The sequence below is a fragment of the Pseudomonas sp. 58 R 3 genome (assembly GCF_900006605.1).
Taxonomy (GTDB): Bacteria; Pseudomonadota; Gammaproteobacteria; order Pseudomonadales; family Pseudomonadaceae; genus Aquipseudomonas; species Aquipseudomonas salomonii.
This window is the reverse complement of sequence record NZ_CVTT01000065.1, coordinates 22,825-37,294: the sequence shown is the minus strand read 5'-3', so window position 1 is coordinate 37,294 and position 14,470 is coordinate 22,825. Positions and strand designations below refer to the sequence as shown.

The 14,470-nt window shown below is 52.3% G+C and carries 15 protein-coding genes and 1 pseudogene; 9 read left to right on the top strand and 7 right to left on the bottom strand.

Annotated elements, in window-relative coordinates; all coding sequences use genetic code 11:
• Positions 1-574 precede the first annotated feature (574 nt).
• The gene (locus tag BFP92_RS21260; RefSeq protein WP_065930973.1) at positions 575-1,249 is read left to right on the top strand and encodes a hypothetical protein; all 675 of its coding nucleotides are present in this window, start codon (positions 575-577) and stop codon (positions 1,247-1,249) included.
• 178 nt (positions 1,250-1,427) lie between these two features.
• On the opposite strand, the gene BFP92_RS21255 is transcribed toward BFP92_RS21260, so the two are convergent.
• Positions 1,428-1,817, bottom strand: a complete 390-nt coding sequence (locus BFP92_RS21255; RefSeq protein ID WP_239694298.1) for a hypothetical protein — start codon at positions 1,815-1,817, stop codon at positions 1,428-1,430.
• Between the two features lie 205 nt (positions 1,818-2,022).
• Between BFP92_RS21255 and BFP92_RS32125 the strand changes: the two genes are divergently transcribed.
• Positions 2,023-3,132 carry a CHAT domain-containing protein gene (locus BFP92_RS32125; RefSeq protein ID WP_065930972.1) on the top strand — a complete coding sequence of 370 codons (1,110 nt, stop codon included), beginning with the start codon at positions 2,023-2,025 and terminating at the stop codon, positions 3,130-3,132.
• Between the two features lie 89 nt (positions 3,133-3,221).
• On the opposite strand, the gene BFP92_RS21245 is transcribed toward BFP92_RS32125, so the two are convergent.
• Together BFP92_RS21245 and BFP92_RS21240 are read right to left on the bottom strand one after the other, a co-directional pair.
• Positions 3,222-3,836, bottom strand: a complete 615-nt coding sequence (locus tag BFP92_RS21245; protein ID WP_065931180.1) for a hypothetical protein — start codon at positions 3,834-3,836, stop codon at positions 3,222-3,224.
• Positions 3,837-3,957: 121 nt separating this feature from the next.
• Positions 3,958-4,326: a hypothetical protein gene (locus BFP92_RS21240; protein ID WP_065930971.1), complete on the bottom strand. Its 369-nt coding sequence runs from the start codon at positions 4,324-4,326 to the stop codon at positions 3,958-3,960.
• Between the two features lie 267 nt (positions 4,327-4,593).
• Here BFP92_RS21240 and BFP92_RS21235 point away from each other — a divergent pair, with 267 nt between their 5' ends.
• On the top strand, positions 4,594-5,394 hold the full coding sequence (locus BFP92_RS21235) for a GNAT family N-acetyltransferase (RefSeq protein ID WP_065930970.1): 801 nt from the start codon (positions 4,594-4,596) through the stop codon (positions 5,392-5,394).
• Positions 5,395-5,467: 73 nt separating this feature from the next.
• Here BFP92_RS21235 and umuC read toward each other — a convergent pair whose 3' ends face one another.
• Complete coding sequence (umuC, locus tag BFP92_RS21230; protein WP_065930969.1) at positions 5,468-6,748, bottom strand: translesion error-prone DNA polymerase V subunit UmuC; 1,281 nt, start codon at positions 6,746-6,748, stop codon at positions 5,468-5,470.
• A complete protein-coding gene (gene umuD, locus BFP92_RS21225; protein WP_065930968.1) occupies positions 6,735-7,166 on the bottom strand; it encodes a LexA family protein in 432 nt (143 codons plus the stop codon). The genes umuC and umuD overlap by 14 nt, the downstream gene beginning before the upstream one ends.
• Before the next feature lie 99 nt (positions 7,167-7,265).
• Here umuD and BFP92_RS21220 point away from each other — a divergent pair, with 99 nt between their 5' ends.
• Together BFP92_RS21220 and BFP92_RS30655 are read left to right on the top strand one after the other, a co-directional pair.
• Positions 7,266-7,976, top strand: coding sequence for an SOS response-associated peptidase family protein (locus BFP92_RS21220; RefSeq protein WP_065930967.1), 711 nt, complete (start codon positions 7,266-7,268; stop codon positions 7,974-7,976).
• A 256-nt stretch (positions 7,977-8,232) separates the two neighbouring features.
• Complete coding sequence (locus BFP92_RS30655; RefSeq protein WP_083221775.1) at positions 8,233-8,892, top strand: hypothetical protein; 660 nt, start codon at positions 8,233-8,235, stop codon at positions 8,890-8,892.
• A 97-nt stretch (positions 8,893-8,989) separates the two neighbouring features.
• Here BFP92_RS30655 and BFP92_RS21210 read toward each other — a convergent pair whose 3' ends face one another.
• Positions 8,990-9,325: a hypothetical protein gene (locus BFP92_RS21210; protein WP_065930965.1), complete on the bottom strand. Its 336-nt coding sequence runs from the start codon at positions 9,323-9,325 to the stop codon at positions 8,990-8,992.
• Positions 9,326-9,672: 347 nt separating this feature from the next.
• Positions 9,673-9,987 (bottom strand): hypothetical protein, encoded by a 315-nt coding sequence (locus BFP92_RS32120; protein WP_239694297.1) that lies wholly within the window; start codon positions 9,985-9,987, stop codon positions 9,673-9,675.
• Positions 9,988-10,876: 889 nt separating this feature from the next.
• On the opposite strand from BFP92_RS32120, the gene BFP92_RS21195 reads away from it, so the two are divergent.
• From BFP92_RS21195 to BFP92_RS31415, 4 genes and pseudogenes are all read left to right on the top strand, one after another.
• On the top strand, positions 10,877-11,161 hold the full coding sequence (locus tag BFP92_RS21195) for a hypothetical protein (RefSeq protein WP_003191463.1): 285 nt from the start codon (positions 10,877-10,879) through the stop codon (positions 11,159-11,161).
• A 201-nt stretch (positions 11,162-11,362) separates the two neighbouring features.
• Positions 11,363-11,983, top strand: a complete 621-nt coding sequence (locus BFP92_RS21190) for a hypothetical protein (protein ID WP_065930964.1) — start codon at positions 11,363-11,365, stop codon at positions 11,981-11,983.
• Between the two features lie 726 nt (positions 11,984-12,709).
• Positions 12,710-13,888 (top strand): hypothetical protein, encoded by a 1,179-nt coding sequence (locus BFP92_RS31420; protein ID WP_139114096.1) that lies wholly within the window; start codon positions 12,710-12,712, stop codon positions 13,886-13,888.
• Positions 13,889-14,251: 363 nt separating this feature from the next.
• Positions 14,252-14,362 (top strand): annotated as a pseudogene (locus BFP92_RS31415) (IS5/IS1182 family transposase); the annotation flags it as partial.
• Between the last annotated feature and the right edge of the window lie 108 nt (positions 14,363-14,470).

Here is a 14,470-nt window from a genome sequence, read left to right as displayed (position 1 = left end):
GGGGCCGCTAGGCCCTCTGCTACTATTTGTGATCAAAAATAACAACTAAAAAACTCTATTTTTGCGAGGGTATCCGAGCTTGTTGAGTCGCGGGATCATTCCGTCTTGCGACGTTTGAGAATTTTGTCAGTTTTTTGCGTATTAGCTGCTTGCGCTTCTCGTGCTCCATTCATCCAAGCACTCAGCTAATGCTCAAAAAAGCGATTTGGCAGGGAGGCTTTCACTGAGAACTTGTGAAAGGTTAGGGGCTCCTAGCAGCATTGTCGGAGGGCAGTGGGTTAACACGCTGTGTTCGACCCACGACCGAAGCAGTACGGAATAAAGCCGTAGGATCCGACTAGCTTAACTGGGTGGCGAGCCGCTGTGCGCGGGCAGGCTGTCGTGACCCGAGCTTCGGCGTACCGCCGAGTCTCGGCCCTGCGGGCTTCCATCCTTCACGCCTTCTGCCGTACCGGCCTGCGCGCTCCGCTTGCGAGGGCGTTGAGCGGCGCTAACAATCAATCTTGCTTTTACATTAAACCATCTCGCAGCCATGCCATGTCTGCCATTGAAACGTCAAAATAAAAGGTGAGGTATGAAATTGGATTTTTTTGAAAGTGGGCTGTGTTTTTACTGCGATTTAGCACAGCGAGAACTTCAGGAGCTTGCGGACTTCCACTTTCTGACTGAAAAGCTATGGCGCCGTGAGGATGAAATTCTTCAGGAAGAAATCGCAGGGATACTGAAGAAGTATCCGAAATCGAGCGAAGAAGATATCGTCGATTCTTACGCTTGGGATTTACATCTCAATCAATTCAAATATCCCGACATACATCGATCGACTCTCGTTATTTCCATCTATGTATTCGTTGAGGATCAGTTGAATGGTCTTTGCGAAACCCTAACTACTTCGATGGGCACACCTCTCAAGCTCACGGACTTGAGCGGACAGGGCGTTGAACGAGCGTGCCTGTTCCTAACGAAGGTTGCGGGGTTTGATCTTAGCGGGGTTTCAGGTTTGTCATTCGTGAAAGAAGTGAATCGCCTACGGAATAAAATGGTGCATGCAGGAGGAGTTTTATCTGCAGATAGCAACGACAGGCTCAATAGGTTTGTACAAGCTACAGAAGGTTTGTCGGGGGATCCAGGCCATCGCGTGCATATTCATCAAGATTTCATCACTCATCTAATTTCTGAGCTGGGGAAATTTTTTGATGAGCTGGATATCGAGGTTCAAAGGTTCATGGCGCGTTTAGAGCTGCGCGGCTGAACTGCATTCCGTTTGCTGAATAGCACCAATGCCAGTCCTAAACAGGACTGGCTCGCAGATCAGCGTTTGGAAGGTGGTGTCTGCCGATTTACGGCAGGCTCTTCGGATCTTCGCTGGTACTCCGTGGTAGGAGGTGGGGGGGGAGTTTTGTTTTCGTTATTTTGCACTGCTTTTTCGGTCATACAGTGAGCTCTCTGATGGTTGTTAGAATCGCGAGTAGCATGAAGCATCCAGCACCGAAGACCAGCTCTTGGTAAGCCAGTTCCAAAGGCTTGGATTTGGCGTCGATGGCCGTTTTTAGTTCTTCAAGGGTGTCGACATAGCAGTTGTAGATGTGGAGCTTTTGCTTCTCAGAGTCGACGGCCAAAAGGTATTCGCCCGCACGACGACTTGAGGGAAGGCTTGGGCAATCGCTAATGCGTAAAGCACTGAACACATGCCCCCATGAACAAACCACACAGATAGCAGCGCCGGTGAATGACAGGAAAATCATCACGCCTAATGGAGATGTCACCTGGAACAGGATGCCATTTTTCAGGCCTGACAACGCGCTCAAGGCCGCAATCACAATCGATACCGCAGTCAGAAGTTTTGCGCATTTGTTTTCAAAATGATCGAAGCGACCTGTTCTTCTTTGAAACGCTCTTTCAGATAGCTGATTGTCTCGTCCATGCCGTTACGTGTCCGTTGAAAATTCATGAAAGCCGTATAGAAATTCGAGTAGGCCACTGTACAGGGATTGCTATGATCAAGCTTTAGTCAAGGAGCGGCGAATGAGCATTGAAATGTATCGAAGGCAAGTCAGCACGTGTCAGCAAAACATCGCAAAACTGCAAGCTGACAAGGGAAAACTCTCCTTTAAAGCCGCTGCGGCTTTGAAGAAAAAGCAAGACGCTTTGGCTGCCGCTGGCAGGTCGACTAGCTCTTCTACAATCAACATGAAGCTGCGAGAAGCGGATCGTTATGCCTCTGATAACAGCAGGGCCATGGTCGAAATGGCAAAGCTTGATAGCAAGATTGCCGATGAGCATAAGAAGCTTGTGGCCGCGCAGAGCAAGGTTGGCCAAGAGGAGGCCCGCGAACAGAAGAAGCAGGACGTGGCTAAGAAAAAGCGCGATGCCGATCTCAAGAAACAGCAGGCCGACCATAACCGTACAGAGCAGGCCAGAGAGCGCCGTATGCGTGAGATGGGTGCAGGCCTGGCTAGGCATGAAGATTTGCACGCAGACACGGCCTTGCAGATTCAGTTGCTGAAGGCATTACCTGAACAGATCACCGTACTTTTCATGGCTTCGGATCCAGGAACAAACAAGCTAGCTCTGGATGAGGAGGCACGATCAATCGGGGAAAAACTCCGGGCTTCAGAGTATCGGGATGCTGTGAATTTTCAGACGCGCTGGGCGGTCAGGCCGATGGATATTCTTCAGGCTATAAACGAACTCCACCCCACCATTGTGCATTTCAGCGGCCATGGCACTTCGGCAGATGCATTGGTTCTTCAGGATGACCATGGTAAGCCGAAGCATGTTTCCAAGGAGGGGATCGTCAGCGCAATAGCCTTCGGTTCTGACAGCGTGAAACTTGTGTTTTTCAATACGTGTTTCTCTTTCAATCAAGCGCGAAGCAGCGTTGAAAAGATAGATGCTGCCATCGGTATGAATCGTGAAATCGGCGATGAAGCTGCTCGGGTATTCTCATCCCAGTTCTACTCCAGCATTGGCTTCGGCCACTCAATCCCGAAAGCATTTGCACAGGCCACATCTGCGCTGATGATGGAGGATCTCACTCAGTCCGATATTCCTGAGCTCTATCTGAAGGAAGGGCTTTCGGACGAAGATTTGACGCTTGTGCGTCCTTCGGCAAAGTCAAATAAAAGATCCTGACTTTATGAGTGTTAGTGAGCGATGGGTAATGAAGTTCGCTGCTTGGCGGCGCCTTTGATGCATCAAGGCGCGATCGAGCATGCAAGGATTTAGACCGGTATCGCATCTCTCTCAGGATTCCAAAGCCGCTCAACAGCCCAGAGCGGCTGACGCCCCTGAAATACTCGTATAGCTTCGATATAGGCGTCGTAGGTCGCACGATCAAAGGTTGTCCAAGTGGTGCCCAGTTTCCTGGCGGTTTTGAGCTTACGATGAAATTCCTCGAGATCGCATTCTTGATCTATAGACTCCGCTGAGTCCAGGGCCTTCAATAACACTGCATCGAGCGGTGGGTGCACACCTTTCGTGTGCGGATGATCATGATGTCCAGCGCAGACGATTTTCAGTTTCAAATACATGTTTACAAGCTTTTGAGCACGACCGTAGCTGCAGATTAAAGGCTCTGTGGTGTTAGGCCCGTCTTTCGGACGCTTTGTGTAAGTGAGGCCTTGGGACGCTGCCATGACAGCTTGGATCCGCCCATTCATGAATTCGTCCATCAGCTCAGGAGGGGGCAATTGATCCGCTGTTTTGATTGATCCCAAACCAGAACGCTCGATTAGATATCTCGCGACTGCGATGGTGTGCCCAGGCCCTTGCCGAGAATAGGCACGACCAGCTCCCCAAACGGCCACACGATGCCGGTGCTCATGAATGTCGTACATAATTAGTTCCCGTTTCTCAATCTGCTTCCGCAAGAAGCTTATCCACGTGTGAGGCTTTCAATGCGCTGGCCCCGTATTCCACTCAGTGTTGAATGCGTAGGGCCAATCCAAAACATTCTCTTCAATTGGCTGCGGTGGTAGTACCCGGAGCGGGGCCTTCACTGAACGTGTAGTTGATGACCACATCGTTGCGAATTAGTACGTCGAGCGTTTTCTGAGTACCCGTAGTCGTCACCTTCATGGTGACCAGGTAGCTCTGTGCATGGGCTGAGCCATTGGCATAGGTGTAAATCCACTTCTCGTCAGTCTCACTGACTGCGCTCTTGGCGTAGGGCTCACCAAACAGCGACTTCAACTCAGTAGTCGTCGTTTTGCCTTTGGTGATGCTCGCTACACTGGCCGACGGAAAGTCTCGTCCTGCGGTGTAGTGGGACGTAGCGCAACCGCCAAGTGCGACACACATCCCAATTACTGCGATGAGCTTTTTCATACCCTTCCTTGATCGTAGAAAGCTCCAAATCTAGCTCGCAGCCAGGCTAAAAGCCATCGCCACCTCGATCTTCCGCGCTCGTACTCGCCGACAGGGCATTACGCATAGAGATAATACTCGTGTCCATGGTGACCGGAGAAAAAGCTCCGATTATTGAGCTCTAAAGCGAGCTAGCAAACATTCTACCTACGCGGAGGTATTCTTGCAGGTGCGTATTTTCTAATTTATCGCTATCTTCCTTGGAATCACTCTAGAGGGATTACGCACATGGATGTTGGAATGGCCCACGCAATCGAGGCCGCAGAAGCCGAGTATTTGTGCTCTCGCGTTGAGAGCTTGTCGCGGGTAAGCGGAAATCCTTTCGGTGCTCGCGTGTTTTTCAACGGAGCATTTCCATGCTTTCAAGTGAAGGCGTCGCCTAGCCCAATGTTCAATCGCATCTACGGCGACATCAATGGCAGCCCTCAGCCAATTTTGAGCTTGCTCAAAAGGTCAGCAGAATATTCGACCGTGACGCCTCTTATCGGAAAGCCCTCGTCCCTGGAGCATTTAGCTTCTGTGGGCGAGACCCGATTAGAACGCCTGAGGGGTTGGACGCACCTGCAGCTTGGGTGCGCTATCAACGACATGGTCTTAAGCCAGCACTTGTTTGAGATCGAAGAGGCCACCTCACACACACTTCCTCAGTTCGCAGCTGTGCATGCGAGCGGATTTCATACCAAGCCAGAGCATCGTCAGTTGAGCCAGGCCTCTTTTGCAGGGCTACTGTCAGATGATCGTCTCAAAATCTACGTCCTTAAAGCTGATGGAGATGTAGTTGCAGGAGCGTTGATGTACCTGGCCAGCAATGGGGTTGCCTACCTCGGGACGGCTGCCACCCGAAAAGATGCACGAGGCTTGGGCTATCATGGGGCCCTAATATCTCACCGCATAGAGCAAGCAAAGAGGTACGGAAGCCTTGTAATCGCCGCGACGGCGCTCCCTAGCTCGCAAAGTCGTCGAAACTTGCAGCGTACAGGGCTAGCGACTTCCCACGCTCAAGCGCTATATCGCCTAGTAGATAGCTGAAGTATGCTCTTGGCCGTAAGCGGTCTTTCACACCCCCGCTGATTTATAGTGCCTTTAGCTTTTTGCCGGCTCGTTACTTAGCCTTGACCGTCCACAACTGATCCACCTTTGTCGTGTAGCTCTGACTCATCAACTCTCGACGCATCGCCCAACCTGGCGCCACCGGAACACTCGCAACTCGTAAAACTCCCTTTCCCCAACGTCCATTGATCTCATCCAGAACGCTCATGACCTTGTCTGCCATCACCGGCTGCGATTGCGCGAACAGATCATCGGTGAATTCCCCTGGCTGTCGTAGATCCATCAGCAGAACCTCCGCCTTGCTGTACTTGAAGCCTGGTCGGAAGAGGCGATTGACGGCTTCAGTCGCAGCCTTGGTCATGAGTCGAACGTCGTTTGTGGGGTAGGGGAGTTCGACGAGTGCGCCGTTCGCGTACTTCGCTTCTTCGGGATTGAACATGCCTGTCCTGATACTCACGCGGATCTTCTTGCACAGCGAGTTTTGCGCTCTGAGCTTTTCTGCCGCACGCTGGGTGTAGGTAGCAACGGCCTCCTTGATCGGCTGGATCTGCGTGAGTCGGGTGCCGAACATCCTGCTACAGCAAATCTCTTGCTTGGGTGGGTCTGCTTCACCCAGTTCCAGACATGAAGTGCCGGCAAGCTCGCGAGCAGTCTTCTCGATCACCACACTGAATTTCTGGCGAAGCATCGTTGGATCGGCTTTCGCCAAGTCCATTGCGGTCTTGATGCCCATCGTTTCCAGGTGGGCCTTCATGCGCTTGCCAATGCCCCAGACTTCGCCGACATCGGTGTTGCGCAGCGTCCAGTCGCGTTTGAACGGATCGCAGAGATCGACCACACCACCGGTGATATCTAACAGGCGCTTGGCGGTATGGTTGGCGAGCTTGGCCAGTGTCTTGGTGCGTGCGATGCCTACACCGACAGGAATGCCTGTGCGCTTGAAAAGAGTGGAACGCATATGCCGCCCAAAGGCAGATAGATCGCCTGGGAAGCCAGTGAGATCGGCAAACGCTTCATCGATGCTGTAGACCTCGAGCGCTGGCACCATCGATTCGATGATCGTCATGACCCGTTCGCTCATGTCGCCGTATAAAGCGTAATTACTGCTGAAGGCCACGATTCCATGCCGGCGTAGATGGTCTTTGATCTGGAAGTACGGCTGGCCCATTTTCACAAAGGGTTTGGCGTCGTAGCTGCGCGCAATCACACAGCCGTCGTTGTTGGACAACACCACGATAGGTGTCTTTGCCAGGTCGGGTCTGAACACTCGTTCGCAGCTCGCGTAGAAGCTGTTGCAGTCAATCAGGGCAAAGACGGGCTCACGTGTTGTCATGATCGCGCACGCTGTATTTCACTACACCCCAGATCACCAGATCATCGCCCTCCATCACATGCCTTGCCGGGTACTTTGAGTTCTCTGACAACAGCATCACGGCGTTCTCGCGCAAAAGCAGACGCTTGCAGAAGGGCTCGGAGTTGAGTGCTGCGATGACTATATCGCCGCTGACCGCATCGATGCTTCGATCAACAACCACCAGATCCCCTGAATAAATTCCGGCACCCTGCATGCTATCTCCGTCAATCCTCACCAAGTACACGTGCGGCGCGCGGATATCGAATAGCTCATCGAGGGAAATGTGCTTTTCGATGTGATCAGCCGCAGGGGAGGGGAAGCCCGCCGGTACCCTGGACGAATAAAGGGGCAGCTTTTTACCGCCAGTAGCGAGAGGGCCGAGGATGGTGACGCTCATGATGCAAGCCTTAGATTGGTAGACTGTACGTATATACAGTTAACGATTTGCTTCACTTGTGGTCAATCTCATAAGCATCACTATTCGACGGGTGACAGCATGTGCGGACGCTACTCGATCTACGAATCGATGGATCACTACCTGAAGGAGCTCGCGCCAGAGCAGTTGGTGATCAACGGCTACGATCTTTGGCCAGTAGAGCGATACAACGTCGCACCCTCGACCCGTGTGGAGATCATTCGTCCAGTGGACGACCAATTAAGCGTAGATAAGGTGAAATGGGGATGGTCACCATTTTGGGCGAAAGGAAAGCGTCCTGACCCGATAAACGCCAGGGTTGAAACAGTCATGACTGGGAAGTTTTTCAATCAGCTCTGGCCAAGCGGTCGTGTACTGGCACCGGCAAACGGGTGGTTTGAGTGGGTCAACGATCCGGCTGATCCAAAGAAGAAGCAGCCTTACTTCATATCCCTGAAGGAGCAGGCTCCGATGTTCTTCGCTGGGTTAGCTGAGGTTCACCAGGGCTTGGAGCCAGACCCTCGCGACGGCTTCGTCATCATCACCGCCGCCAGTGATCAAGGGATGGTAGATATCCATGATCGGAAACCGCTGGTTTTGGCCCCTGAGCACGCCCGCGAATGGATCGCCTCAGATACCTCCCCTGAACGCGCGCGGGAAATCGCGATGAAACACTGCCGGCCTGCCACCGATTTTCATTGGTATAAGGTGAGCAAGGCTGTGGGTAGCGTTCGTAATCAGGGCCCAGAATTGGTTAAGCCGCTCTCAGGGGCGTCAGACGTCGATGAATGATCAACCTAGGTCGTACATCCTATTGGCTGTAGATGTTGATGGACGGCAACTGGAGCGTTGTCATGCCTGTCCATGAGTAGTTCTTGTCAGCTTTCATCAAGAACGGACATCGCTTAGATCAACCACCAGTTTTGACACCCGGCATACCTGAGACCGCCCAGGTAGCGGCTGGTACCGTGGGAGTCATATGGTGGAATTATTCGCCCCGAAGAGTTGGACACCATTCGGGTGGCCTGACATAAATTAAGGACAAAATATGTTCAGCAAATCTCAGATCATTACCATCCCAGTCATGATCTCATCGGTACTTTTACTCACCGGCTGCCCGCCACCAGCGTCTTTCACCCAATGGAAACGCGCTTCTACCTCCGTCGAGGGCGTTAAAGCCGCAATGGCAGAATGTGGTGACCCTGTGGCAGGGCCACTAAACCGTTTCCCAATAAACGAAGAGATAATTCACTTTCAGTGCATGCAACGTCTCGGTTTTACCCGTAAAGACGGCTTTGAATACTGTGAAATAATGAAGAACATGCCTGCCTGCGTCGAGGAAAGGCAGGGCCGTCTGCTCAGTTTGTCGCAGCTCGAAGCGTTGCCGTTTGTAGAGGACGAAGCCTTCCATCCAATAAAACCAAATTCAGGTCGGGATGAACGTATGCAGGTCTCATGGCGTAAAGCGGGAGCATCACTCCATTTCTCAGTCCAGGTAGCAAATGATAGTGAAGCCTTGCCGGTGATGTATGCGTGCGGCTATGCGAAGCCACTTGGGTCGAATCTGGACGTCGCAAGCATCGGGCGCACTGCAGAAGTGCAGCGCTGCATGATTGATCATGGCTTTGAGCCCAAAAACAAAATAATGCAAGTTTGCCAGACTTACCCTCAAGTGACGGGCTGTTCGTCGACAACTCCACCGAGTTGATGCAGGCAGAGAGCAGGGCCGAGAGGGACTTGCTCGTTCAAGATAAGGGAGCGTCCTAGACGCACGACCTTTCAACTCATCGGCACAATTGCGGTTTCTACATAGATTTAACGGATACCACATCCACGTACTTGTACTTCTTCCTTGCAGCTTTCACAGCTTCCTGCTCAGCAAGCAACGAGCTCAACGTATCGGCCTCGTGAATCAACTCGATCATCTTCCCCTCAAAGTCGTTTCCGACACGTAACGTGACCCTCAGCCTGGGCGTGAATGCTTTCGCGACCTTCTTCTTGGCTGTTGGAGCGACAACGGGTTTCGCGAGCAAAACTTCTTCCACACGCTCATTTACTGGAGGAGCAGATATCTGCTCTTCGGGCTGAGACGTACCGAATAGGGCACGACGCATTTCTTCTTCAGTTAATTCAGAGCTCATAGAACATCTCAAAGTGGGCGGTAATCAGCTCGACGAATTCTACTAGGATGGCGGCTCCAGCGTGTCCTCTGGGAGCATGTATGGTCACTGTGAATTCGGGCTACGTGGTCACAACATTTCAACGTGGTAGTGGGCCTGATAGCGATAAAAATGATGCAACGTAAGCTAGGCTATTGAGGGCTTAAAGGTTCACCATGGTTGTCTGGCTTCGTCTTCGACAACTGAGTGAACTGCTCCAATGCGTTTTGGAAGTCCTTCAATGCAAAGCTTACAGGCTCGCTCTCGGCGATCCATTTTGTCGAGATTCCAACTTCCAGTTTGTCCGAAATACTTCGACCGAAGCGCCGCTAGTGTACCGTGTCAGCATCGATTACCTGCTCTGCGACCAAGACGATACAGTCAAAATTCATGTCATCGCTACAGACCAGCAACGGCACGATTGTGGAGCTTCCATCCTCCGCCGGGATAATGCGACGGTTCGCAAGAGCGTCTTCGTCTTCGTCGATAAGCCAGATCAGAGAAAGACCAAGGCTTGCGACGTCTGACCATTCGAGATGAGTGGACAGCCATTGCTCAATTCCAATGCCGTCAATCATTAACCATGCGCAAGCGCTCCTGGCGAATCCAGGTCGGTAGTAAGCGGCGCTGATAACTTGATGCATCGCGAAGTCCTTCAATGCAGTGCGGCGGTGTCACAGAGAATGATGATACTCCAGTGATATCACCCTACGCGTCAGATCGCTACTCTCGGACGCTTGAAGGGCAGCCTATATTGCACCTGGACGGACGGGCAGATTTCAACCTTGGTACAACGATGAGGACGAGGTCGGATTGTGAGCATCTTTTTCCGTCGGGCTTCCCTGACAAGCTGCTCCTCCGATTGTAATCAGTTACGATCCTGACGACTCATCAACAATCGAGATCGTGTCATGCAAGATGGCTGCTGGCCCTTCCATCTCTTCGGTGCCAATTTTGCCACTGAATCCGAGGCGAAGAAATTTGTGTTTGAGCAGTGGGAGCCAGAGCCCCCCTGAAAGCGTAAGCGAAGCCGAGTACATTTCGTGGGAAGACCGCAATCCAACCTGGCGTCTAGCGGAGGAGCTGGGGTTCTCTATGGATTCAGATTTCGTTGAGCTTGCCGGCACCCCACAAGACGTCATAGCGCAAATCCGCAGTCAGTCCGAGAGATCGTTGGTCAGCTCTAGGGTAGGAGAGTTCACGCATTTTATAATGGTGGGTTCGAATGCCATCTGGGGTGACCGTCGTTCGACTTCTACCCAAGTAGAGCCGCTGGTGCGCTTGCCGGAGAGCACTGCAACCATCACATATCTCGGCCTGTTCAACTGAGCTGACGGCCTCATAGGTTAGGCCCGTTTTTGACCAGGGGCAGGCACTGGATTAAGGCTAAAATTGTCCTCATTTGGGGCGGATGACGATTCAACCAGACGTGAAATTATGACCAGACAGCTTGTCTACCAACGAATACGAAATCGAATTGTCGAGCTACTTGAGTGGCTGATCGAGTGCGAGAATGAGCCACCTCGGTGTGGTATGAATGAGTTAATCAATTCATGGGAAGATTGGGTGCCAACTCCGTCGCCAAAAGGATACTTCGTCGATCAGGGGTTCACTCCAATGCAGAGCGTTTTTTTGGTAAATGTAAGCGCAGCCATCGAGGATTTTTGCGAAGCAACACCTGAACTCATAGAGAACGACGCTGCGGCAATTGCGCTCCCTCAATGGCGCCTTGTCATCGCTGCTGCCAAGCCGACGCTATCTGCGATGAAAGCGAGTACCAAAATGTCGGAGGAGAGTGACGACAGGCTCGAGCGTTGAGTTGCTCGCTCTTTGAGCAAGGTATTGCGTACGATTTTGCCAGGGTGCAGCAATCGGTCAGAAATAGGTAAGCGTCCAATCAAGTCATCTACCGATCCAGTTATCAGCACGAGGATGACTGCTTTTCGCCCATGCCGTAAGGTTCGCTACGAAAATCGCCACAGCCTTCCAGTGGTGGTAATACAGCAAGGAGAGCGAACAATGAACACCTTCAAATCATCAGTTCAAAACGTAGCTGCGGCCATAGGCCTCATCGCAGCAGTGACAGTCGGCGGATGCGTCATGATCCCTTACGACACGCCGGAGTCAAAAGCCCAAATCCAGCGCGATCTGAAAATTGCACCATCGGATATTCAAGCCGTATCGGAAACTAACTGGTGCTTGTTCCCATATGGAAGCGAAGGCAGCTGCAGGGCCACTCAAGGCCTGGGAGTGTTGACCAGCAAAGGCCTGATCCTCAGCCTCTACAACAACCACACCTACACTGAAACCGCACGCATCCTCCCAGAACAAGTGCAGTGCGTGAAGACAGTTGGTGGTCGCACTGGAGTCGAACCGTTTGTTGTATTCACCAAAGACCGAGCGGTCATGCTCGCCGTCATTACGCCGGGTGGGCAAATGAATGTGCCTGTGAAAGTCAGTTTCTTTGATTATCTGACGAAGCCAGGGCAGCACGTCTTCACTGGGACGGATGGCGGATATGTGCGCAAGTCGGGTCGAAAGCAAACCGTAGGCGGAATGGTGTCAGGCACTGCCATCCCGTGGCATACAACACTCGACGTAACCGAGGTTTTTAACCCTTGCCCGCAGGTTACAGATTAACGAGGACTGGCGCGTTCCATCGCGAGCGGTGCGCGCATGCCGAAGCCCGTAGGTGTGAAGGATGAATGCCCGAAGGGCCGAGCCCCCCCGGCGGCTCGGCTCGCGAAAGCCGCCCTTGAAGAGGCTGGTTTCGAATGCCGTCTGGGGCGACCGACGTTCGACCACTACCGATGTAGAGCCGCTGGTGCGCTTACCGGAGAGCACCGCAACCATTTCATATCTCGGTCTGTTCAACTCAATTGTAAGCGTACGGGGAAGGCGTCTTGACACGTCAACCAGCGTACGTTTCCGCTCAGAGCTGCGTCCTCAGCACTCCCCCGATCCGACCATCAGGTTTCCAACCCCCCAGCAACGATGACGAAGTGCTCACCATCGATTCGGTCAAGAAGCCTCCAGTCTTCGTCTACCGAGCTGTCGGGAAACACCTCTAAGGCAAATCCATCATCGAAATTCAAACGAAAACCGGCTAAAGAATCACTTTGAACGGATTTCACTTTTGATGGTGACGTTCTTCCTCTGTCCTGACGGGGAAGTCGATCCACCACGCCTGTGGAAAAGCTTTACCTACCGCCGGAATAAGTGGGTCGTTATGGATCAATGCCAGCATGAAGGCTTGACTGCGCGATGCTGCATTCTCTGCTGCGAGCCCTATACCCATTGTTGAATGATGTCGATATGATATTGTTTGCACGCAATTTTTTTGGATGAATTAACGGAGATAGGCAGATGTGGTTTTCCAGGGGCAAGGATATTCCTGGCTACGAGCATTATAGATTGAAGCATGTCAAGACAAACGCGGTCTGGGAAGCCCCATCTGCGGTGACCAGCGCACCCATGAATTTGCACCCGGCCCATTTTTTATATGGATCAACTCGATCGTCGATAATGGGGAAGCGGTTAGGCCTGCGAGGGCAGCTAGCTGGTCTTGGATTAGGAAGTGCGGCGCTTTGTTATTTGAGGCCTGACGCACCCTCTGTTCCACTTGGACGGTTGAGTCTGCATGGGAACTTTAATAACGCTAAGGATTTCGTTGGGACTACCATCAAGGGTGTAGTGGGAGCGTCTCTCGCGTATTGGGAGATGCAGCACCTAGGCTATGCTTGGGAAGGACATTGGGAGGACTTTTTCCCACCGTCCGCTGTACCGGGGCGTGCAACTCCGGCGCCGGACTTCATCTTTGCTTCAGACACTGATGTTTGTCTCGTCGATGCGAAAGGCTCATCTCGACCGTTTTCTGAGATCGGGTCGATTGCAAAAGGTGAATGGAAACGCCAGATCTATCCAAATAGAAATGCGGCGTTTAAACCCGGAGGGCTGCCCACCGAAGGGAGAGTGATAGCCTCGGTGCTGGATCCTAACCATACAGGAGTGGGTTTGGTTACTGCGTACGGCAGGTTTCGTAAAGGGGTGGTGCCAGCTGTCGGAAACGGTGCGGGCATAGCGTTATCCCCCGACGATCCAAGCTCTTCATTCTCCGCAATTAAGGCCGTTCAAAAGGTAAACTTTACTAATGTTTTGTTTTTGCTGGGTCTGTACGAAATTGCGGGTTTCTTAATTAATGACCAGCAAACGCAGCAAAGTGCTAAAGCACAATTTGGCCTAGTGGCGCAAAGGACTGTGGAGATTGGCGGTATCGGCATGGTCTATACAGGGGCTAGCAGGTTTTTTGATCTGGGCGATCAAGGAGGCTGGGTCATGCGACCGTTTTGCCATATTGATACGCTTAGAGAGGTCTATGAGGCTTTTGTTCTCGGCCTGGGCGGCGAGCTATCCACAAAGCAACTGATTTTACCTAAGGATATGAGCCCGGTTAAAGTTGGTAATGAGCCAAAGCCGAAAGAGCGGATGGTCGTGCAAAGCCGGGATGGGGTGGGCGCTGTCTTCGAACGTGTGGTTAACCCATGATGCGTGTCTCACGTCATGTCTACTGGAGTTGGATTCTACATGCAGTGCCACTGTTCAGAACGAGATACTGGGCCCTGCCTTCAATTTTTTGGCTTGTCTGGCTCTCCACCAAGGACTCCCGGAAGCTACGAATTCGATGCTGTCGTTTAGCTCTGACTGTATGTGCTCAAACAGCGTCCCCAGCCCGGGATACTTTCCGCTGGCTTGCAAGCGCGAGACTAGCTCTAAGAATTCGACTCCGGTTTCCATCGGCATTTGGAGGTCGATAGACTGTATTTTCTGGCGTCATCTCAGACTCCTAGGGCATCTCCGAACAAGTCCCGGGTATGCGAAAATCGCCTGACCACCTGATCCGAGCCTCCCATGAGCCAGATGAGCTTTTCCGACTTCGAGTACGCCGGCAAGCGCAAGCAAACCCGCCGCGAACGCTTCTTTGCCGAGATGGATCAGGTCGTACCCTGGGCAGGTCTGCTGTAAGCGTCTGCTCAACACGTCTTGCTTAATGATCAGCGTTTGTCTGGAAGCAAGAAGTCTACCTCGTAGATTCCCCGCGCCGATCGGATGGCCACTGAGTGTGTGACT